Raw genomic sequence first — 20,365 nt, forward strand, 5'->3', positions numbered from 1 at the left:
GGTTTCCGTAGCCTGAGCCGATGACGAGCTGGAGACCGGCGCTGCCCGGACCGGGCCGGGGACGCTGGTGGAAGGTGCTGGGGCTGGCGAGTGTCGTCGGCGTCGCCGCGGGTGGGGCGGCGCTGGCGCGATCCGAGCGCACCCGCCGGGCGTACACCCCGGACGAGGTCAGGGCCCGGCTGATCTCGCGGCACGCCGAGGCATCGGACGAACAGGCAGACGAACAGGCATCGGACGGGCCAGCGCCGAGCGACCAGGGGTCGGCGAGGCCGGCGGGGTCGGCGGGGTCGGCGGCGGGCTGGCGGGATCGTCCTTAGCACGGGTTCGGGGTGCGGCCGGGTTGCCGGCTTGGTAATTTTTCAGGTGGCAAGATGGTGACCTGTCGGGGTGGCCGGGTGGGCGGATTCCCGGTGAGCGCGAGGTGGTCGGGCCCGTGAGTCGTTCGTACCGTCACTGTGCGGGCCCGCCGCGGGGTGGCAGCCGTGCCCTCTGAAGCCGCCGGTGTGCGCGGGACGAGCGCCGCCTTCAGCGTGACGGTCCTGGTACCCGGCCGGGTGCGGGCCGACATCGACGCCGTGATCGCCTCCGCCCCGGGGGTCGTGGCCTGCTATGCGGACGAGGCCGACGAAGCCGACGCCCGCGACCAGCGCCGCATCACCCTCGACGCCGATAGCGGCTCGACGCTGGCCTGGCTGACCAGCGCCCTGCGGGCGCGGCTCGGCGCCGACCTGCTGCAGACCGAGGATCCCGTCTTCACCGTCGCGTCGTCGGGCAAGCTCACCCAGTCGCTGTGCGCGTCGGTCACCACCGGCCACGACCTGGCCCTCTTCGACGCCGAGGCGGACCGCCGGGTCATCCGGTACCTCTCCGTCCACCCGAACCACACCGACCGGGTGACGGGGCGCCCCCGCCGGATCGCCCTGCTCACCGACGCGAGCGCCGTCCTCGACTTCGAGCCGCTCGCAGCCGAGGCGGCCCTGCCCGCGGTCGAGTCGCAGGCCGCACACCTGCACCGGGCGACGGGCCTCGATGTCATCCCGATGCCGGTCGACGCGCACGAACCGGCCGACCTCGCCCGGCTCGTCGGCATGCTCGCCCCCGGCTTCGCCGCGATGGTGCTGGTACACACGCACGTCCGGAGGATCGACGCGGTGCGCGCGGCGATGCTCGCCGCGGCGCGGCCGACGTCCCCCCTGCTGCTGGACTCGATCAACGACGGCCTGGCGGTCGCGGCGACCGCGGCGATCCTCAACCACCTGCGGGCGCACGGCATCGAGCCGCCCCGGGCCCGGGTCGCCATCGTCGACCCCGGTCGGGGCGGCGACCTCGCCGGCCTGGTGGTCGGCGCCGGCGTCCGGCAGGTGACGCTCTACGACCCGGTGCTGTACGGGGTGCAGCCGCTGCACGGGCTCGCCGCGGACCTCGACCTGATCGTGGACCTGATCGGCCTCGCCCGGCCGCCGGACGGCGTCGCCGTGCTGCGGACCCGCCCGGAACTGCCGCCGCCGCTGGACTCGGCGAGCCTCGGCCCCCGCCCGCTGCACGCCCTGCCGGGCCTGCTCCAGGCGGCGGTGACGATGCGCCGGCCGATCACCCCGGCGGCACGGCTCGCCGCCGTGCGTGCGCTGACCGTGCAGACTCCGCCCGGGATGCTGCTGCCCCCGCTGGACCTGCCCCGGCTCACCCCCGCCGTCGCGGCTGCGGCCGTAGAGGCACTCGCGGCGCGGGAGTAGGGCCCGGCTGGCGTCGGGGAAACATCTGCCCGCTATTTTCGGCTGATGTCGCCGAGTCCGGGGGAGTATCTTCACCAGCCGATCGGGCGGTTTCCGCACGGGTTCCTCGGCTGTATCGGGAAGGTGTCTGGTAAAAGCGGAGAGAAGCGGGCTTCCGGATCCGAATGTGCGGAGATTTCCGCGCCATTCCGTCGGGCGGTCGGCGCCGTTCACCTGCACGCCGTGCCATCGGCCGATGCCTCTCCCGTGCGCGTGCGTGGACTGACCGCACCAACGTGACGATCGTTCTGCTCGGCTTCGTCGCAGGCTTCCTCATCGCCGCGGTCACAGCACCGGTCGGGGTGTCCGGCGCGGTGTTCATGCTGCCGGTTCAGCTCGACGTGCTGCACACCCCGAATCCCGCCGTGACCCCGACCAACCTGCTGTTCAACGTGGTCGCCACCCCCGGCGCGCTGCTCCGCTACCGGGCGCGTGGGCAGGGCGCCGGGCCGCTCGCCCGCAGGCTCGTCGCCGGGACCCTGCCCGGGGTGGTGCTCGGGGCCGTCCTGCGCGTGCATGTCGTGCCCGGAGCCCGCCTGTTCCGCCTCCTGCTCGGGCTCTTCCTGCTCCCGCTCGGCGTCTGGCTCCTCCTGAGCACCGCGCGCGCTCGCCGGCAGGCCACCGCGGCGGTGTGCGGCAGCGCCTGCCGGAGCGGGGCCACGTGCGGGAGCGCGGGCGAGAACGCGTGTGGGAGCGGGAACGGAAGCGCCAGTACGGCGGGAGGGAAGGCGCCGGCGCCCGGGCCCGCGCCACGCACCATCACCGCGCTGGCCGTGGCCGTCGGGCTTGTCGGCGGCGTCTACGGCATCGGTGGCGGTTCCCTCCTGAGCCCGATCCTGGTCGGCCGGGGCCTGCCGGTCGCCACCGTCGCACCCGCCGCCCTCACGGCCACGTTCACCACCTCGGTCGTCGGTGCGGTCACCTACGCCCTGCTCGCCATGACCACCCCCGGCAGCATCGCGCCGCACTGGGCGGTGGGGCTGGCCAGCGGCCTGGGTGGGCTCGCGGGCGCCTACCTCGGCGCCCACCTGCAGCACCGCGTCCCCGACACCGCGCTGCGCCTCCTGCTCGGCGGCCTTGCCGTCACCCTCTCGATCGGGCACCTCCTCCAGGCGACCTGATCGGAGTCGGGGCATTCGGGGTCAGGGCATGGAGCGCAGCTGGCGGACCTCGGCGATCGCGCTGAGGCGGAACACCTCGACGAACCGCAGGAGGGTGCGCAGTTCGTCGTCGTTGAAGGCGGCCAGGTCCTCGCGGGTCCGGGCGGTCAACCCGGCGTAGTAGGCGTTGATCCGGTCGAGGCCCTCGTCGGTCGGCTCGATGATGATCCGGCGCCGACTTCCCGGGTCCGGAATCCGGCGCACGCAGCCGGCTGCGGCGAGCCGGTCGATCATGCGGGACGCGGAGCCGGGCGTCAGGCCCACACGCTCGGCCAGTGCACTGGCCGTGGTCGGACCGTCCTGCTGCAAGGCGTGGAGGCAGTGGAAGTCCGTCACGACCACCCCCATCCGGGCGGCGATCAGGCTGTTGAGCTGGATGAGGTGGGTGATCCAGTCCGGCAGCGCTTCGATGACCTGTGCCGTCAACGACTGGCTGGTGTCCGGCGAGTTCTGTTCGTTCGTGGTCCTGCACTACGGCCGCTGGTGGAACCCGGCGGTGGAGGAGCAGGCGACCGACCGGGCGCACCGGATCGGTCAGCTGCGAACGCTCAACGTTCACACGCTCGTCACCGGCGGCACGATCGAGGACCACATCGCGCAGATGCACGAGAACAAGCGGGGCGTCGCCGAGATCGTCTCCGGCGACACCCAGGCCGCACTGGCCAGGATGTCCGACGACGACCTCCACGCGGTCCTGGACCTGGGCCAGGGGGCGCTCGCATGATGCCACCGGAGTTCGGCGCCACGCCCTGGGGCCGCGCCTGGGGCCGCACCGTCGAGCCGACATCGATGGCGCGGCCCAACCCGCTGCTACCCAGGGCGCGCACCCTCGCGCGGAACACCACCACCGTCGTGGTTGCCGGCGTCGGCCACGTCGAGGCCGAGGTCACCGTGTCCGGGCAGGTGTGCCGGGTCCGGATCGACCTGCCGCTCTGGCCCGACGAGACGCAGGCCGAGGCAGGGCGTCTGATCGCCGGGGCCATGGCCGAACACCGTGGGCTGGTCGCCGGAGACCTGCCCGACACCCTCGAGGTGGACCTCACCCAGCACGCGATCAGCATTGCCGTCCCCCCGGAAGCGCGGCGAGGCGAATGCACCTGCCGGGCCCGCACACGACCATGCGTGCACATCCTCGCCACGATCTACGCGCTGGCCCAACTCGTCGACGAACGCCCGGCGCTGGCGGTCGAGCTGCGATCCACCCCCACGAAGACCACCGTCACCGCGGACCCGGGCTGGGTCGCGCTGTCCGACCTCGACCCGGCCGGCTTCTACGGAGACTGACCCGCTGGCGCCGGCTCTGGGGGTGCCGACGATGCCGCGCCGTGCTGACGTCCTGGTTCCTGGTCCCTCGGGACAGCACCGACATCGCCTCAAAAGGGCAGGGACGGTCGCTCAGGGGTTTCCTCACGGAACAATTATGATCTTGCCTCGGGTGCGGTTGGACTCGGCGTCGCGGTGTACCGCGGCGAGGTCGGCGAGGGGGCGGGACGCGGCGATGTCGATGTGGACCACGCCGGTGTCGACGAGTGTGACGAGTGCGGCGAGCTGGCTGGTGTCATTGCGCGCCACGAAGTTCCTGGCTGTCACGGGGATGCTGGTGGGCGGTTCGACCGGGGTGGTGATGGAGACGAACATGCCGCCGGGGCGAAGCAATGGGACCAGCGCGTCGGCCTGCTGCGGGGTGATCGCGGCGAGGTTGAGTACCGTGTCGATCCGCTCATCCAGGTGATCGGCAACGGGTGAGGCCGTGTAGTCGATGATCTGGTCGGCGCCCAGGCGACCGACCGCCACGGCACTGCGTGGGCTTGCTGTGGCTAACACGTGTGCTCCCGCGTGCTTGGCGAACTGGACTGCGAACCCGCCGACCCCACCGCCGGCGCCGTTCACAAGGACCCGCTGCCCGGCTGTGACGTGGGCGTGTTCAAAAACCGCCTGCCAGGCGGTGAGACCGGCGACCGGGATGGCCGCGGCGTGGGTGAGTGGGGATGAGGTCGGTGCCAGTACCAGTGCGTCGGCTGCGGCAACGGCGTATTCGGCCGCGGCGCCGCTGTCGAGAAGTCCGATGACCCGATCATGGACGGTGAACGTACGGACGTTGCTGCCGACCTCGACGACCGTGCCGGCGACGTCCCAGCCGAGGGTATGCGGCAGCTCCAGTGGAAAGGTGGAGCGCAGCAGCCCGGAACGCAGCCCGATCTCGGACGGGTTGAAGGAGGTCGCGGCGACGCGAATCAGCACCTCGCCCAGTCCGGGAACGGGGCGCGGAACATCTTCGTAGCGGATGACGGACGCATCTCCGTACTCGTGAATGCGGATCGCTCGCATACGTCGAACCTAGGACGAGAACACGAGCCGGCCCATGCGTAGGAGTGCCTGATTCATACTCGAGCGTCTCGCCGGCAATACTGCACAGATGGATGTGCTCAGCGACGTGATCGCGGTCATGCGCACCGGTCGTCCGCGTTCGGCGCGGGTGACCTGGCACGCCCCCTGGGCGCAACGGTTCGGGTCCGTGCCCGGCTCCGTCGGCTTCCAGGTGATCATGCAGGGGCCGTGCTGGCTTGTCGCGCCGGACGCTGGCCCTGTGGCGTTGGCCGCCGGAGACGTGGTGTTCCGGCCGCACGGGCGCGGGCACACCCTGGCGGACAGCCTGACGACCTCACCGGCTGCGGCCCCCTGCGATCCGAGCGACCCGCGGCTTCTCGAGAGCCACATCACGGACACCGTCGGCGCCCCCGCCGGTACGACTGTCCCCGCCGCGGTGACGCTCTGCGGCGCCTACCAGGTTGATCCGAGCCGGGCCCATCCGCTTCTGCGTGATCTGCCGGAACTCGTGCACCTCCCTGCACATCTCACGCGGCACCCCGAACTACACGCCGCCGTCGATGCGCTCGCCACCGAACTGGAGTACCCCCGTCCCGGCAGAGACGCCATCGTCCCCGCGCTGCTCGACACCCTGCTGGTCCACATCCTGCGAACCTGGTTCGACGAGCGGCCCACAGGCGGGCCCGCCACCGGCTGGGCAGCTGCACTCAACGACCCGGCGACCAGCCTCGTACTACAGGCCATACACCGCGACCCGGCGCGGCCCTGGACGGTCGCGGCGCTGGCCGCCGAGGCAGGACTGTCCCGGGCGCCCTTCGCCCGGCGCTTCACCTCCCTTGTCGGACAGCCGCCGCTGCAATACCTGACCTGGTGGCGGATGACCACCGCCGCCCGGCTGCTGCGAGAGTCCAACGCGCCGCTGAACATCGTCGCTGCCCGGGTCGGCTACACGTCGGAATTTGCCTTCGCCAGCGCTTTCAAACGCCGTTACGGGACCGCGCCCGGCAAGTACCGCCACGGCGAATAGCGGAATCCCCTCCTGGTACGGGCCGCCATCCCGGGCTCACCTGAGCCTTGGCCGGGATGTCGTCGGCATCGGATCGATACGACGGAAGATGATCCCAGGACGGCCACGGCGGACTGTGAGGCAACCTTGATCCTTTCTATGTCGGCCGGGGTCAGTTGAAGCTGCCCCGGTTTCGTTCACAGGTAGGGCTTTGAACGATTATGCGGCTTGGTGACGCGCCTGGTCCTTCGGTGCGGCCGGTGCGGTCAGCGGCTGTTGACGAGGATGCTGTCCGCTGCGGCCAGGACCCGCTTGGTCGACGCCTCGTACCCCGCGGCTGGGCGGAGTGGATCTCCTGGCAGCTAGCCAGGGCAAGTAGCTACACCAGGCCGTTGACAGGGCGAATGTGGCCTGACGCGGCACTATTCGGGCCGCTGGCGGAAACCCTGTGGGTATGCAGCACATCGTTGTCGGAGTCGACACCCGGGAAGCAGCTCCCGCCGCCCTGGTCCGGGCGGCTGACCTCTCGCGGCGGCTGGGCGCGGAACTCGATGTCGTCCACGTCCAACCCCTCAGTCGCGGTGAGATCCGCGTGATGGTCTCCACGGTGCCCGGGCGGCACCTGTCCGAGCGGTTCCTCAGGGCTGACCAGAATGCCCGGACCAGGGAGGTCCGCGTGCTGGTGGAACGGACACTGGCGGGCAGCGCCGTGCCCTGGCGGTTGCACGTCTTGGCCGGGGATCCCGCGGCGCACCTGCTCGCGGTGGCCGACAGCATCGACGCCTACGCGATCGTCATCGGCACCCGGCACGGCGGCGGGGTCGTCCTGGAGCGGCTGCTGACCGGCTCGGTCTCCCACCGGGTGGTCAACTGGGCGAAGCGGCCCGTTCTGGTCGTTCCGACAGACCTGGACAAGTAGCAGAACCACCGTGCCGCGGCCAGATCACGAGGGTCGCAGGCCAGCACGTCTCGACGAACCATCCCGGGCGAGTGCAGGCACGGCCGGGCGGCGTCGACGAGCAGCGGGGTGAACCTCCGTACGCACCGGTACACGGTCACGTGATGAACCTCGATGCCCCGTCCGGCCAGCAGCTAATCGACGTTCCGATATGACGGCGGAGATCGCGGGTACCAGAATGATCTCGTGGACGAGCTGGGCGTGGACGAGCTGGGTATGGATGGTGCGGTGGAGGAGCTGGAGATCGTCTGGTGGCAGCTGAGCTCCGGTCGGAAGGTCATGGCGAGCCTGCCGCATCTCGCGGCGCAGGCGCTCGCCGAGGGGCACGACAGCCCGGCGTTGCGCGAGCTGGCAGGGCTCGGCGTCCGTGACGATCTGCTGGCCCGCCGCCTGCTCCCGCTGGTGCTCGAGGAGCTGGATCGTGACCTTGACCGGGCACCTGGCGGCTGGGGTTGGACGGTGCCCTGGGAGACGGCGCGGGAGCAGTTCGAGGCTGGTCTCGTCGACCGTACCGAACATGCGCTGGCAGCTGTCCGGCGTGATCTCGCAGAGATCGGCGCCACGGTCGGCCGCCTGACGCTGCACTGGGCGGGCAGCTATGACGACTGCGGCAGCACCGATGAGCCGCCTCGTTCGGCTACGCGGCAGTGAGGTCAAAGAAGCAGCGTGGTGAGGGTGGCCTCGTACCAGGCGGCGACGGAGGCCTCGTCGCGGTCGGGGTCGTCCTCGTAGAGCAGCCACGCCGTGTACCAGTTGCACGTCGTCCACACCGTGCGCGAGGCGTCGTCCACGCTGAGGCCGGGCCGTAGGCCACCACCGGCCGCGAGGGCCGCCACGAACAGCCGCGTGTCCTGCAGGCGGCGGCGCTCCTGCTCGCGCCAGGCGGCGGCAATCGACTCGTCCTGCGCGGCCGCCTGGACGTAGGCGCGGCTGATCTGGGCGTTGCGCCTGGCCCGGCGGCCCGCGAGCACCCCGAACAGGCGCAGCTGGCTTCGCTGGTCCGCGGCGCCCATCGCGGCGCGGAAGGTGTCGTCCTCGGCGAGCGCGGTGTCGGTGCCGTCGTCGACGGTCCGTTCCAGGGCCAGCTCGAGCAGCCGCGCCTTGGACGCCAGCGCGTAGACCGACTCGACGGCCACGCCGGCCTTCGCGGCGACGGCCTGCATGGTCGTTCCGGCGTAGCCATGGGTGCAGAAGAGGTCGACGGCGGCGTCGAGGATCGCGGCCCGGGTCGCCTGGGCCTGCGCGGCCCGGCGGGGCGAGTGGTAGCTGCGGGTCGGCTTCACGACGACTTGCACTCCAGGTGACATGGAATCAATACAGTCTGCCTGTATTGATTCTAGCGAGGGAGCCTCCGATGGCGAAACCGACCGCCTATCTTCTGATCCACGACGCCATCCGCCTGGAGCTGCGTCGCCTGGCCGACGTGACGTCCGAGCTCGCCGACGGCCGCCGGGTGGCCGGGCCGGCGCAGCTCGTTGCGCTGCGCGACCACGTGAACGACGTCCTCGACGTCCTGCACCACCACCATGTCGGCGAGGACGACTACCTCTGGCCCCTGCTGCGTGACCTCGGGCTGCCGGCCGACGGCCTGGCCACCCTCAGCGCCGACCACGAGCAGCTCGACCTGCTGATCCAGCGGCTGCGCACCGGGCTGGCGGGGCTCGCCGGCGGCGACCGCGGGGCGGTCGGCGCGCTCGCCACTGTCACCGGCACCCTGCACTCCCTCATGGACGAGCATCTGGCCGTCGAGGAGTCACTGGTCGTTCCCGCGATCGAGAGCATGATCACGGACGCCGAGCTGGCCCGGCTCGAGAAGCGGATGAGCCGCGACTCGACGGCGCGGATGTCCTTCGCGCTGCCCTGGGTGGCCGAAGCGGGCCCGGACCGGATGGCGGAGGTCGTCGGCGGGATCGGGCCGCTGCTGCCCGCCCTGCTCGCGGTGAGCCGCGCCGGTTACCGGCGCCGACTGGGTATCGCCTACGGGGCCCTCGTGGCGGAACCGGGCCCGGTGCGGCTGCGCGGCGCGGCCGAGATCGTCATCCCCGCCCCGGTGGAGGAGGTGTATGCGGCGGTGTCCGACGTCCGCCGGATGGCCGGGTACAGCCCGGAGTGCTACCGGTGCGAGTGGCTGGACGGGGCCTCCGGGCCTGTGGTCGGTGCCCGGTTCCAGGGCTGGAACCGCTTCCGGGGGTTCCGGTGGTCCCGTGAATGCGAGATCGTCACCGCCGATCCCGGCCGGATGTTCGCGTTCCGGACGCGTCGGACCAGTCTCCGGCCGGACAGCACGCTGTGGCGGTTCGAGCTGCGCGAGCACGCCGCAGGCACCCACGTCAGCCAGACGTTCGAGCTCTCCGCGGGGGCGGTGACCATGCTGTTCGAGCGGGTGAGCGGCCGGGAGACGAGTACTCCGGCCGCCATGCTGCGCACCCTGGAACGGGTGCGTGACGACCTGGCCCGCGTGCCCGTGCGCATCTGAGTCGACCGGCCGCATGGCGGGGTAAACAACCCGAAAAGGTTGACGCGGGCCGCCCCACTGCGAATGCTGAATGGCCGGTGCGGAAAGGGAGCGAACAGCGGAATGGTGCTCTGGGGAAGTGGCGTGGCCGGCCGGCGTGTGCGGCGCTCGACACCGGACTTCACCTGGAGTAAACGGAGGCGGGGCCGGGTAAACGCGGGTCGCCGCCGTGCCCCGTGGGCAGCAGCCGGTCTCTCGGCGGTTCTCCTGACGGTGTCGAGCGGGTGTTCCGGCGCCGGGGATGCTCCGGCTGCGCCGGACTGCGCGAGCGCGCCGGGGATTACGAGCGACACCATCCGCCTGGGTCTGCTCATCTCGGACTCGGGGACTGCGGCCAGTCAGGTCATCGGTGCCCGGTCCGGCATCGACGCGCGCATCGAGTCCGAGAACGACCGGGGCGGTGTGCACGGCCGCAGAATTGTCTACGACTGGCGCGATGACGGGTCGAATCCGGCGGCGAATCTGATCGCGGCGCAGGACCTGGTCGAGCGAGGTGGCATTTTCGGCCTGCTCAGCGCGAGCATCGTGGCCACCGGTTCGGCCGATTACCTGCACGAACGGGAGATCCCGATCGCGGGCCTCGCGACCGAGCCGGCCTGGTCGAGCTACGACAACATGGTGAGCTACCTGAACCGGGTGCCGACGGCGGTCGTCTACGACACTCTGGGGCAGTTCGCCCGGTCGAAGGGGGTGCAACGAGCCGTGATCGTCAAGACCTCGATGTCGGCGGCCTCCGAGGTCGGGGCCCAGCGGATCGAACGGATCCTGCGGCACGCCGGAATCGAGATCGTCGCGGCCGTCGACTACACGCCGAACGGCATCACCGCGGCGACCCTGGGCCGCCAGATCGCCCGGACCGGAGCCGACGGCCTGTTCGGCGCGCTCTCCGGAGACCAGTTCGCCGAGGTGTACGGCGGCGCGGTGGCGGCCGGTGCCCCGCTGCGTGCCGGGGTGGGAACCAACGGCTACGGCCATGAGCTCCTCAGCAGGTACGGCGCGAAGATCGCCGGAGCCTACTTCTACCTCGCCTACCAGCCGTTCGAGGCTGACACGCCCGCCCAGCGGGAGTATCTGGCGGCGCTGGCACGTCATGCCCCGGAGCTTCATCCGCCCGACGCGCAGGCCGCCGTCGAGTCCTACATCGTCACGGATCTGCTGATCAGAGGACTCGACGCCGCCGGGCCGTGCCCCACCCGGGCCGGGCTGCTCGCCGCGCTGAGATCCATCACGGACTTCGACGGCGCGGGCCTGCTGCCCGGGCCGGTCGATCTCACCAGGGGCTTCGGCCAGTCGGCGAGCTGCCTCACCTTCGTACAGGTCAACCAGGGCGGGACGGGCTTCGAGGTGGAACAGCCCCCGCGGTGCGGCCAGGCCATCTCCGGCCCGGCCGCGTGACGCGGCGGGTGCTGGTGCTCGGCGGCACGGCGGGCGGCCGCCTGCTCGCGGAGCGGCTCGCCGAACTGCCCGACGTGCGGGTCACCTACTCCCTCGCGGGCCGGGTCACCGCGCCCGCGCTGCCGCGGGCCGCCGGCGCGGCCCGGATCCGCGCCGGCGGGTTCGGCGGCGTGGACGGTCTGGTCGACTATCTCCGGTCCGAGCGGATCACGGCGGTGATCGACGGGACGCATCCGTTCGCCGCCGTGATGACCGGGACGGCGGTGGCGGGCTGCCGGGCGGCCGGAGTGCCCCTCCTGGTCATGCGGCGGCCGGGATGGACCGAATCCGCCGGTGACCGCTGGCACCGGGTGCCCTCACTCGACGCGGCGGCCCGCGCTCTCGACGGGCTCGGCGAGCGGGTGTTCCTCACGACGGGCCGTTCCAGCGCCGCGGTGTTCGCCGGTCTGGACCGGCACTGGTTCCTCCTCCGGTCGGTCGAGGCCCCCGGGCCCGTGCTGCCCGCCCGGTCGGAGATCCTGCTGGAACGGGGTCCGTTCACCGTCGAGGGGGAGACGGCGCTGATGCGCCGCCACCAGGTGGACGTCGTCGTCACCAAGGACAGCGGCGGCACGCTCACGGCGGCGAAACTGAGCGCCGCGCGGGCCCTGGGCCTGCCGGTGGTGATGGTCGACCGGCCCCCGCTGCCAGCCGGCGCGGTCACCGCACCGGACTCCGGCGCGGCCCTGCGCTGGCTCGACACCCAGTGCGACGGAGCGGGCAGCGGGTAGCGGCGGCCGGCTCAGCTCTTGGCGTCCGACCACCGTTCGGAGACCGTGATGTCGGCGACGAACCGGACACCGCTGCCCGAGGCCCAGTAGCCGGCCGTCGCGTCCAGCGCTCTCCGGGTCGCCGCCACCACCTCGTCCGCCCGTTCCGTGGGCACGTGGAGCAGCAGCTCGTCGTGCAGGCAGAGCACGATCTCCCCGCCGAGCGGCACGAGCAGCTGCCGTACCGTCACCGCCCACGCCTTGAACAGCTCGGCGGCCGCGCCCTGGACCACCGCGTTGCGGGCGAAGCGGCCCCAGCTCGCGTTGAGCTTCTCCTGATCCCGCGCGCCGTCCGCCTCGTCCGTGCCGTCAGGCCTGACGGGCAGCGGGATCCGGCGCCCGCCGAAGGTCCGCAGCGGGGGCCGTGCCATGCCCGCCGGCGCGGCGGGCTCCCGGCCGACGGCCTCGGCCGCGTCGAGGTAGGCGAGGGCCACGGGATAGGTTCGCCGCATCTGGCGCAGTGCCTGGCCGGCGGCTCCGGACGTCTGCCCGTACATCGCGGCGAGGACGGCGACCTTCGCCGTGGGGCGGTCGACCCGCAGACGTGCCGCGACGGGTGCGTACAGGTCGTCCTGGGCGGTCGCCCGGGCCAGCTCCGGATCTCCGGAGACCACAGCGAGGACACGGGGCTCGATCTGGCCGAGATCCGCGCGCACGAACCGGTGCCCGGGTTCGGCGATCACCGCCACCCGCAGGTCGCCGGGCAGGCTGTGCAGCCCGGCGTCGGCCGTCATCCGGCCCGCGGCGCCGTCGCTGCCCCGCCAGGCTCCCCGCAGCCGCCCGTCGGCGCCGACATGATCGTCCAGCCAGCCGAAGCCGTAGGTCGTGGCGATCCGCTCCGCGCGCCGCCAGGCCAGCAGCGGCTCGATCACCGGGTGGGCGCCGCGCAGCGCGGTGAGCCGCCACGACCGGGTGTCCGGCACGTCGATGCCGACCGCGGCCAGGCCGGCCCGGAGCGACAGCGGGCTGCGCAGGTCCACCGACGGGCCGAGATGGCGCAGGACGGGGGCATCGCGGGCCTGCCTGGCCGTGACCCGTCCGGTCTCGTCACGCGGCCTCGGCCCGATGATGGCGGCGATGGTCCGCTCGGCTGTCGGGCGGTGCACCGGCAGGCCGCGCCGCGCCAGCTCGTGGGCGAGCAGCTCCGCGGCCGACTCGGCGCGCGCCGTCAGGACGGCCAGCGGCACACCGGTCGGGCGGACCCGCGGGTCGGGCAGGGCCCGCAGTGCGCGCTCCTGGGCAGCCATGGCCGCCAGCGCCAGCTCGGCGAACCGCTCCGCCCGCGTCAGCCTCACGGCCACCCCGCCCGCCGCGGTTCCGCGCAGCGTCTCCTCGACCCAGCCCGGCCGGAGCTGGCCGTCCGTGCCAAGCGCGCCGTCCGTCCAGCCGTCCGTCCAGCCGTCCGTCCAGCCGTCCTCCCGGGCCTGGCTCCCGGCGCCTGCTCCGGGTACCGCCGGCGACTCGTCGAGGGAGGCGAGCAGGTCGAGCTGGCCGTCGCGACGAGGACGCGGCGGCGGTGGCGGCGGGAGCCCGCGCGCGGCTGCCCAGACCGCGCCCGGGTCGTCCCGCCGCCCGCCGTGCAGAACACGGTGGACGGCGGCCAGGTCCCAGCACAGCGCGGGGGCCGCGAGCCCGGCCGGGACTCCGGTGGCCACCGTGCCGCCGGACGTGTCGTCGCCTCCCGCCCCCGCCAGCAGCGGCCCGGTGCCGTGCACCGCCCACCAGACCCACCTGGGCGCGAGGGCCGCCTCCACCGCGCGGAGGACGGCGCCCGGGTCGGCGGGACAGGCCCAGGTCGACCCCCCGTGCGCCAGTGCGACCCCGGTGCGGCCCACCGGGACCACCGCCACGGGCGAGCCCCGCGCAGCTCCGGCCGCGACCAGCGCCCGCACCGCCGCGGCGCCGGCGTCAGTGATCACCTCGGCGCGGCCGGGAGGCGCCGGCTCGGCGGGAAGCCCGCGGTGGTGGCGATGAGCACCCCGGTTCCGCCCGGCGTCCAGGGACACGTGCCCGACCTCCCCTCCGCGCGACATCAGCGGCGCCGCCGGACGTCCCGCGCCGGCCGATGGAGATTCCGCGAAGGACCGGAACCGAGGAAGACCATGCTACGGACCATGCTACGGACCACCGGCCGGAAAGCGCGGCCGGCGGATGCCGCCTCGGCCTGTTCCCGGCCCCGCGGCTTCTTTTCTCCGCGGCATGTCGGGTGTTTTGGAGGGGACGGGCTGGCAGGGCGCATAAAGGGGCGACGCGGGAACGAACTCGGTATGGTCGGCGAGATCGTCGATCCGCCGGAGTGGCCCTGCGCGCGGGCCGGCGAGTTCGTACCAGCCGGGCCGGGCACGGACGATCGAATGGGGTGTGCGATGCGTGACGCGGTGATCTGTGAGCCGGTTCGTACCGCGGTCGGGCGCTTCGGCGGGGCGCTGCGCCCGCTGAGCGCGCAGGCGCTCGGCGCGGCGGTGCTGCGGGGCCTCGTCGAGCGGACCGGTCTGGGGCCGGCGGATCTCGACGACGTCGTGTTCGGCACCTGCTACCCGACGATGGACGCGCCGGCCCTCGGCCGCGTCGTCGCGCTGGACGCCGGCCTGGACATCAGCGTCCCCGGTCTGCAGCTCGACCGCCGCTGCGGGTCGGGCGTGCAGGCGGTGGCGCTGGCGGCGATGCAGGTGCAGACCGGGGTCAGTGACGTCGTGATCGCCGGCGGCGCGGAAAGCATGAGCAACGCTGCCTACTACTCGACCGGAATGCGCTGGGGCGCGGGCGGCGGGGACGTCACCCTGCACGACGCGCTCGCCCGCGGCCGCGTCACCGCCGGCGGTGAGAACCATCCGGTGCCCGGCGGGATGATCGAGACGGCGGAGAACCTGCGCCGCGAGTACGGCATCGCCCGCGCCGAGCAGGACGCGCTCGCGCTGCGCTCGCACCAGCGGGCGGTGGCGGCGCAGGCCGCCGGCCGTTTCACCGACGAGATCATCCCGGTGCGGGTGCCGGGCCGCCGCGGCAGCGTGACGGTCGTGGACGTCGACGAGCATCCGCGGGCGGACACCACCGTCGAGTCGCTCGCTGCCCTGCGGCCGGTGATGGGCCGCACCGACCCGGAGGCGACGGTCACCGCGGGGAACTCCAGCGGGCAGAACGACGGTGCCTCGGCGTGCGTGGTGACGCACCCGGAGGCGGCCGAGCGGCTCGGCCTGCGCCCGCTGGCGCGCCTCGTGAGCTGGTCCGTGACGGGCGTCGAGCCGGGGCGGATGGGGATCGGGCCGGTCTCCGCCACCGCGCGGGCGCTGGAACGGGCGGGGCTGAAACTCGCCGACATCGACCTCATCGAGCTCAACGAGGCGTTCGCCGCGCAGGTGCTGGCCTGCACCCGCGAATGGGGCTTCGGCACCGCCGACTGGGAGCGGTGCAACGTGAACGGGTCCGGAATCTCGCTGGGCCACCCGGTCGCGGCGACCGGCGGCCGGATTCTCGCGACGCTGCTGCGCGAGATGCACCGCCGGGGCGTCCGCTACGGCCTGGAGACCCTGTGCATCGGCGGTGGGCAGGGCATCGCGGCGGTCTTCGAACGCGTCGACGGATAAGCCGCACGTCTCAATACAAGCCCGGCGCGGCCCTGGGTTCCCGGCATAGCGGCACCAGTGAAATCATCGTGGCTGACCTGGGTGACGTCGCCGCGTTCCCGATCGCTGGACAACCGTTCGGAGGGAGATATCCGTGGACCTGATGCGAGCCGCCCGCCTCCACATTCCCAGCCGCACTCTCACGATCGAGGAGGTCCCCAGACCTGTTCCCGGGCCGTGGCAGGTGCTGGTGAAGGTCGAGGCGGCCGGCGTGTGCATGTCGGACGTCCACCTCATCGACGGCTCGCTGGGCCGGCCCCGGTACCTGCCCGGCGACACGGTCACGATCGGCCACGAGGTCGCCGGCACGATCGCGGAACTCGGCCCGGACGTGCCCGAGCTGACCGTGGGCCAGCGGGTCGTCCTGCAGGCGGGTGAGGTCCGGGACGGTGACATGCACACCCGCGGCATCGACTTCGACGGCGGCTGGGCAGAGTACGCCCTGGCCGGGGTGGAGTGGGTGTTCCCGCTGCCTGCCTCGATCCCGTTCGAGCAGGCGGCGATCATCCCGGATGCGGTGTCGACCCCGTGGGGCGCGATCGTGCACACGGCCGCGAGCCGGCCCGGCGAGGCGGCGGGGGTGTGGGGCGTCGGCGGGCTGGGCGCGCACGCCGTCCAGGTGCTGCGGGCGGTCTGCGCCTACCCGATCGTCGCCGTCGACCCCGTCCCCGCCGCCCGGGCACGGGCCCTGGAACTGGGCGCGGACCTCGCGCTCGACCCCCGGGACAACACGCTCAAGGACCGGATTCTGTTCCTCACCCGCGGCGCCGGCCTGAACACCGCCTTCGACTTCGCCGGGGTCCCCTCGGTGTACGACCAGGCGCTGGGCGTGCTCGCGCAGGAGGGCCGGCTGGTGGTCGTGGGCCTGTCCGGCCGTCCGCTGACCATCCGCAACAGCACGACCTTCGGCTACATGAAGCACCAGGTCCTGGGGCACTTCGGATCCGGGCCGGATGTCGTCGCCCGCCTCGTGGACCTGGTGGAGCACGGCCGGCTCGACTTCTCCCGGTCGATCACCGACGTCCTGCCGCTGGAGCAGGCCAGCGTCGCCGTCCAGCGCATGCACACCAAGGAGGGCGACCCGCTGCGCCTCATCCTGCGGCCCTGAGGCGCGCCGGACCGGCCTCGGGCGGGCCCCGCCCCCCGGGGGGCCGGGTTCAGGATCCGAGGCGGACGGCGAGCATCGCCACGTCGTCGTCGTTGTCCCCGGTGCGGCCCAGCGCGGCGAGCAGGAGGTCGCACAGCTCCTCGGGAGGCAGATCCGGCGTGGCGCTGCGCCGCAGCAGCTCCAGTCCCTCGTCGATCGGGCGGATCCGGTCCTCGACCAGCCCGTCGGTGTACAGCAGCAGCGTGCTGCCGGGTTCCAGGACCAGCTGTGACTCCGGGTATTGCGCCACCCCGGTGCTCAGCGGCGGCCCCGGCTCGACCGGCGGATACCACGGCTCCCCGCGCGGCGGCACGATCAGCGGTGGGAGGTGCCCGGCGGACGCCACCGTCAGCGACCCGTCCGCCGGGTCGAGGACGCCCATCGCCACCGTGGTGATGCTTCCCTGCTCAAGGCGGCTCATCGCCGCGTCGAGCTGGCCGAGGACCACGGCCGGGGCGAACCGCTCCCCGGCGTACGCCCGGGCGGCCGCGCGGATCTGGCCCATCGTCGCCGCGGCGTGCAGCCCGTGGCCCATGACGTCGCCGATCACCAGCGCGGCCCGTCCGCCGTCGAGGTGCAGGACGTCGTACCAGTCGCCGCCCACCAGCGCGCCGGCGCTGCCCGGCAGGTAGCGCCAGGCGACGGTGAGCCCGGCGACGTCGGGTGGCCGGCGCGGCAGCATGCTGCGCTGCAGCGTCACCGCGATCGCCCGCTCGCGCTCGTACTGCAGGGCGTTGCCGAACGCGTTGCTCGCCCGGCGCACCAGCTCCTCGGTCAGGGTCTCGTCCGCGGGGTCCGTCCCGTACACCGGCCGGCCCGGTCCGGCCGGTCCGGCCGGATCGTCCTGCGTGCCGTCCTGCCTGCGCAGGTGCCGCTGACGGCCCAGGGCGACGACCGCGGCTGCGCGGCCGGCGACCAGCAGCGGGAAGACGGACGTCCCGGTGGCCAGGTCGTGGACGGGGACCCCACGCCGCGCCGCCGTGACGACGGGGAGGGGCGGACGCCCGGTCAGCGTGCGCAGTGCGTCGGTGCCGCCGGCGGTGGCAGCGGTCACGGCGGTGGCCTCGAGGAGGGACGCGACGCCGGCGCCGTCCATCGGGATCCGCCAGACGGCCGCCGCGTCCGCGTACCGGGGTACGAGGAGCCCGAGGAGGCGGTCGAGGATCTGGCCCGAGTCGAGGGTGGAGGCGAAGAGCTCGGCCGCGGTCGTCAGGAAGGCGGCCCGTTCCCGGGCCCGCCGCTCCGCGGCGAACAGGCGGGCCCGTTCCATCGCCAGCGCGGTCTGCGCGGCGATCGCCTCGGCGAACGCCCGCTCGTCCGGGTCGAACAGGTGCGGGTGGTCGAACGAGAACCGCAGGGCGCCGAGCACCTGGTCGGTGACGACCAGGGGAAGGCAGCACATCGCCACCACCGACGGCTCGAGCCGGGCCAGGTCGGGATAACGCTGGTAGCACTCGGCCCGGGACTCCAGCCAGACCGGCCGGCCGCTGCGCAGCGCCTCCGCGGCCGGCAGCTGGTCGTCCAGCCGCTCCGCCCGAAGCTGCGCCATGAGCTCGTCGCCGTACCCGACGGCCCCCGGGATCTGGACCTGCGCGGCGCTGGCGGAGCCCGGCTCCGCGGGCACCAGCAGGCCGCCGCCGGCGGCCCCGAGCGCGGTCACACTCTCCGAGACGACCACCGCCGCCACCTGCTCCGGTGTCGTCGCGGTGGCCAGCGCCGCGGTCACCCGTTGCAGGCGTGCCGCGCGCTCGGTGGCCCGCCCGGCGAGAACCTCGGCGTCGAGGGTGTCCAGCAGGTACTGCTCGAAGGTCGGCGTCGCCACCGGCGCACCGCCCGTCTCCAGCGCGCGCAGCTGATCCACCAGCGAACGGACGTACCAGCGGCGGAACGCCACATGCTGCGGCGGGGACTGCAGGGTCAGCAGCCGTGCCGCCCGGGCGTAGCTCTCGATCTCCTCCAGCGCCGTCAGATAGGCGTCGCCGGCCTCGGCGGAGGTGGCGGACAGCTTGAGATCCAGGGTGGTGCGTGGCGCGCCGCCGGCGGCCGCGGTGAGCGCCAGCCGCCGGATCGCCTCCCGCGGCTCGGCGAACCTGGTCGTCACGATCCGCAGCAGGTCCGCGAGCCGCCCCGGCAGCGGACCGCTGGACCCGTTCCGCGCCCCGGACATGGCGAGGGTGAACTCCCGCATCAGCCCGTCGACATGGTTCTTCGCCGCGAGCAGCAGATCTGTCGGGACGTCCCCCAGCCTGACCGTGACCCGTGTCGGGTCACCCGCGTCGGGCGGCGCCAGGTCGGGTGCGCGGGTGGCCGCGGGTGGCTCCGCGTCACCGGGGAGCTCGGTCTCACCGGCCAGCTCCGCCCAGATGATCTTGCCGCTGCCCGCCTGGGCGACACCCCACCGCGCCGCGAGCGCGGCGACGAGGCCGATGCCGCGCCCGGTGAGCCCCAGGCCACCGGCCGGCGGGCACACCGGCGGTGTCACGCTCCCGTCCGCGATCTCGATGCGGACGGCCTCGCCGGAGACCAGGAGCCGCGCCTCGACCGGCGGCTGGCCGTGCAGCCAGGCGTTCGCCGTCAGCTCGCTGGCGATCAGGACGGCGTCCGGCCGCAGGTCGGCCCACTGGTCACCACCCAGCGCCGCGCCCACCAGCCGACGCACCGCGGACGGCGCTGACGGCTGGCAGTCCAGCTCCCACTGGCCGGCCCGGACCCAGCCCTCACCCGGCGGAGGCCACCCCGAAGGTGCTGCCGGAGCCAGGCCGTAGTCCACCGGACCATGTATACCTGCCTTCGCCGGGAAACACCTCCCGGCAGGCTCCGTCCCAACGCCGCCTTCCGGGCCGACCGGGCTTTCGGCGCATCTCCTCCGCATCTCCTCCTTCTTTCGACCGTCCCGCTGTTCCGCGTCCCGCTGTCCCGGTGGGATGCCGGGACGTCCCCGCCGACGTCCCCGTGCGGGTGCCGGGCCGGTCGTCGAACCCGGGAAGAGCGGGAGGCCCGGCGCCGCAGTGGGTATGACGGTGCCGAGCGGGTGGCGGACCGATACCCGCATCGACCCGGAAGGGAGTGACGCCGGTGACCACCGACGCGAGACCAGCTGCCCGGCCCGCCGTCGCGCCGGGCAGCGCGACCGGCGGCGAGCAGGCGGGCGGTGCCGGGATCGTACGGCCGCGCTGGACCCACATCGCGCTGCCGTCGGGTGACCTCGACGCCTCCATCGCCTTCTACACGTCCATGACTCCGCTGGTGGTGGTGGCGACGCGGGAGGACGCCGACGGACGCAACGTCTGGCTGTCCAACCCCGGGCAGTGGGAGACACCGTTCGTGCTGGTGCTGGCCTCGTTCAATGCCACCAGGGGCAGCCGGCAGGGCATCCTGAAGCCGTTCGCGCACATCGGCATCGAGCTGCCCACCCGCGCGGACGTCGACGATGTCGCCGCCCGGGCGCGGGCCGCCGGCTGCCTGCACTGGGAACCGCGGGACATGCCCGGCCCGATCGGCTACATCTGTGCCGCCACAGATCCGGATGGCAACGTGATCGAGTTCAGCCATGACCAGCGGGTCTTCGCGACCGTCCGGGAACTGTGGGGCCCGAGGTCGTGACCCCGCCCTCCCGCGGCCCCTCGAATCTGTGATCTTCCTCTGGTCGCTG

At 73.2% G+C, this 20,365-nt stretch carries 18 protein-coding genes and 2 pseudogenes; 14 read left to right on the top strand and 6 right to left on the bottom strand.

Features of this window, described 5'->3' with window-relative positions:
• The first annotated feature begins 20 nt into the window (after positions 1–20).
• The 3 genes from B207_RS41575 to B207_RS0117355 all read left to right on the top strand — a co-directional run bounded on the left by B207_RS41575 (position 21) and on the right by B207_RS0117355 (position 2,893).
• On the top strand, positions 21–317 hold the full coding sequence (locus tag B207_RS41575) for a hypothetical protein (RefSeq protein ID WP_084692189.1): 297 nt from the start codon (positions 21–23) through the stop codon (positions 315–317).
• 165 nt (positions 318–482) lie between these two features.
• Positions 483–1,733 (top strand): hypothetical protein, encoded by a 1,251-nt coding sequence (locus tag B207_RS0117350; protein ID WP_026311157.1) that lies wholly within the window; start codon positions 483–485, stop codon positions 1,731–1,733.
• 275 nt (positions 1,734–2,008) lie between these two features.
• Positions 2,009–2,893: a sulfite exporter TauE/SafE family protein gene (locus B207_RS0117355; protein ID WP_018637835.1), complete on the top strand. Its 885-nt coding sequence runs from the start codon at positions 2,009–2,011 to the stop codon at positions 2,891–2,893.
• A 21-nt stretch (positions 2,894–2,914) separates the two neighbouring features.
• Here the strand turns inward: B207_RS0117355 and B207_RS0117360 are convergent, their stop codons facing one another.
• Positions 2,915–3,358, bottom strand: coding sequence for a MarR family winged helix-turn-helix transcriptional regulator (locus B207_RS0117360; protein WP_018637836.1), 444 nt, complete (start codon positions 3,356–3,358; stop codon positions 2,915–2,917).
• Positions 3,359–3,395: 37 nt separating this feature from the next.
• Here B207_RS0117360 and B207_RS0117365 point away from each other — a divergent pair.
• Together B207_RS0117365 and B207_RS0117370 are read left to right on the top strand one after the other, a co-directional pair.
• Positions 3,396–3,656 (top strand): annotated as a pseudogene (locus B207_RS0117365) (ATP-dependent helicase); the annotation flags it as partial.
• The gene (locus tag B207_RS0117370; protein ID WP_230205071.1) at positions 3,653–4,216 is read left to right on the top strand and encodes an SWIM zinc finger family protein; all 564 of its coding nucleotides are present in this window, start codon (positions 3,653–3,655) and stop codon (positions 4,214–4,216) included. The pseudogene B207_RS0117365 and the gene B207_RS0117370, both read left to right, overlap by 4 nt.
• A gap of 123 nt (positions 4,217–4,339) precedes the next feature.
• On the opposite strand, the gene B207_RS0117375 is transcribed toward B207_RS0117370, so the two are convergent.
• The gene (locus B207_RS0117375) at positions 4,340–5,260 is read right to left on the bottom strand and encodes an NADP-dependent oxidoreductase (RefSeq protein ID WP_018637839.1); all 921 of its coding nucleotides are present in this window, start codon (positions 5,258–5,260) and stop codon (positions 4,340–4,342) included.
• Positions 5,261–5,348: 88 nt separating this feature from the next.
• Between B207_RS0117375 and B207_RS0117380 the strand changes: the two genes are divergently transcribed.
• Together B207_RS0117380 and B207_RS0117385 are read left to right on the top strand one after the other, a co-directional pair.
• Positions 5,349–6,287 (top strand): AraC family transcriptional regulator, encoded by a 939-nt coding sequence (locus B207_RS0117380; protein ID WP_018637840.1) that lies wholly within the window; start codon positions 5,349–5,351, stop codon positions 6,285–6,287.
• Between the two features lie 433 nt (positions 6,288–6,720).
• Positions 6,721–7,185 (top strand): universal stress protein, encoded by a 465-nt coding sequence (locus B207_RS0117385; protein WP_018637841.1) that lies wholly within the window; start codon positions 6,721–6,723, stop codon positions 7,183–7,185.
• Positions 7,186–7,187: 2 nt separating this feature from the next.
• On the opposite strand, the pseudogene B207_RS42910 reads toward B207_RS0117385, so the two are convergent.
• A pseudogene (locus B207_RS42910) lies at positions 7,188–7,400 on the bottom strand (IS6 family transposase); the annotation flags it as partial.
• A 10-nt stretch (positions 7,401–7,410) separates the two neighbouring features.
• Between B207_RS42910 and B207_RS34350 the strand changes: the two are divergent.
• Positions 7,411–7,875, top strand: coding sequence for a hypothetical protein (locus B207_RS34350; RefSeq protein ID WP_018637842.1), 465 nt, complete (start codon positions 7,411–7,413; stop codon positions 7,873–7,875).
• A 2-nt stretch (positions 7,876–7,877) separates the two neighbouring features.
• Here B207_RS34350 and B207_RS0117395 read toward each other — a convergent pair whose 3' ends face one another.
• Positions 7,878–8,507, bottom strand: a complete 630-nt coding sequence (locus B207_RS0117395; RefSeq protein ID WP_018637843.1) for a TetR/AcrR family transcriptional regulator — start codon at positions 8,505–8,507, stop codon at positions 7,878–7,880.
• Positions 8,508–8,578: 71 nt separating this feature from the next.
• Between B207_RS0117395 and B207_RS0117400 the strand changes: the two genes are divergently transcribed.
• The 3 genes from B207_RS0117400 to B207_RS0117410 all read left to right on the top strand — a co-directional run bounded on the left by B207_RS0117400 (position 8,579) and on the right by B207_RS0117410 (position 11,904).
• Positions 8,579–9,700: a hemerythrin domain-containing protein gene (locus tag B207_RS0117400; protein WP_018637844.1), complete on the top strand. Its 1,122-nt coding sequence runs from the start codon at positions 8,579–8,581 to the stop codon at positions 9,698–9,700.
• 252 nt (positions 9,701–9,952) lie between these two features.
• A complete protein-coding gene (locus B207_RS0117405; RefSeq protein WP_018637845.1) occupies positions 9,953–11,134 on the top strand; it encodes an ABC transporter substrate-binding protein in 1,182 nt (393 codons plus the stop codon).
• The gene (locus B207_RS0117410; protein WP_035741062.1) at positions 11,131–11,904 is read left to right on the top strand and encodes a cobalt-precorrin-6A reductase; all 774 of its coding nucleotides are present in this window, start codon (positions 11,131–11,133) and stop codon (positions 11,902–11,904) included. The genes B207_RS0117405 and B207_RS0117410 overlap by 4 nt, the downstream gene beginning before the upstream one ends.
• Before the next feature lie 11 nt (positions 11,905–11,915).
• Here B207_RS0117410 and B207_RS0117415 read toward each other — a convergent pair whose 3' ends face one another.
• A complete protein-coding gene (locus tag B207_RS0117415; protein WP_018637847.1) occupies positions 11,916–13,949 on the bottom strand; it encodes a DNA polymerase in 2,034 nt (677 codons plus the stop codon).
• A 360-nt stretch (positions 13,950–14,309) separates the two neighbouring features.
• Between B207_RS0117415 and B207_RS0117420 the strand changes: the two genes are divergently transcribed.
• Both B207_RS0117420 and B207_RS0117425 read left to right on the top strand, forming a co-directional pair.
• The gene (locus B207_RS0117420) at positions 14,310–15,527 is read left to right on the top strand and encodes an acetyl-CoA C-acetyltransferase (protein ID WP_026311159.1); all 1,218 of its coding nucleotides are present in this window, start codon (positions 14,310–14,312) and stop codon (positions 15,525–15,527) included.
• A 133-nt stretch (positions 15,528–15,660) separates the two neighbouring features.
• Complete coding sequence (locus tag B207_RS0117425) at positions 15,661–16,674, top strand: zinc-binding dehydrogenase (RefSeq protein ID WP_018637849.1); 1,014 nt, start codon at positions 15,661–15,663, stop codon at positions 16,672–16,674.
• Positions 16,675–16,723: 49 nt separating this feature from the next.
• Here B207_RS0117425 and B207_RS0117430 read toward each other — a convergent pair whose 3' ends face one another.
• On the bottom strand, positions 16,724–19,483 hold the full coding sequence (locus tag B207_RS0117430; protein WP_018637850.1) for a SpoIIE family protein phosphatase: 2,760 nt from the start codon (positions 19,481–19,483) through the stop codon (positions 16,724–16,726).
• A 296-nt stretch (positions 19,484–19,779) separates the two neighbouring features.
• On the opposite strand from B207_RS0117430, the gene B207_RS0117435 reads away from it, so the two are divergent.
• Positions 19,780–20,316, top strand: coding sequence for a VOC family protein (locus tag B207_RS0117435; protein ID WP_018637851.1), 537 nt, complete (start codon positions 19,780–19,782; stop codon positions 20,314–20,316).
• The last annotated feature ends 49 nt before the right edge of the window (positions 20,317–20,365 follow it).

Origin of the sequence: Parafrankia elaeagni, from assembly GCF_000374165.1 — a bacterium.
GTDB lineage: Bacteria > Actinomycetota > Actinomycetes > Frankiales > Frankiaceae > Parafrankia > Parafrankia elaeagni.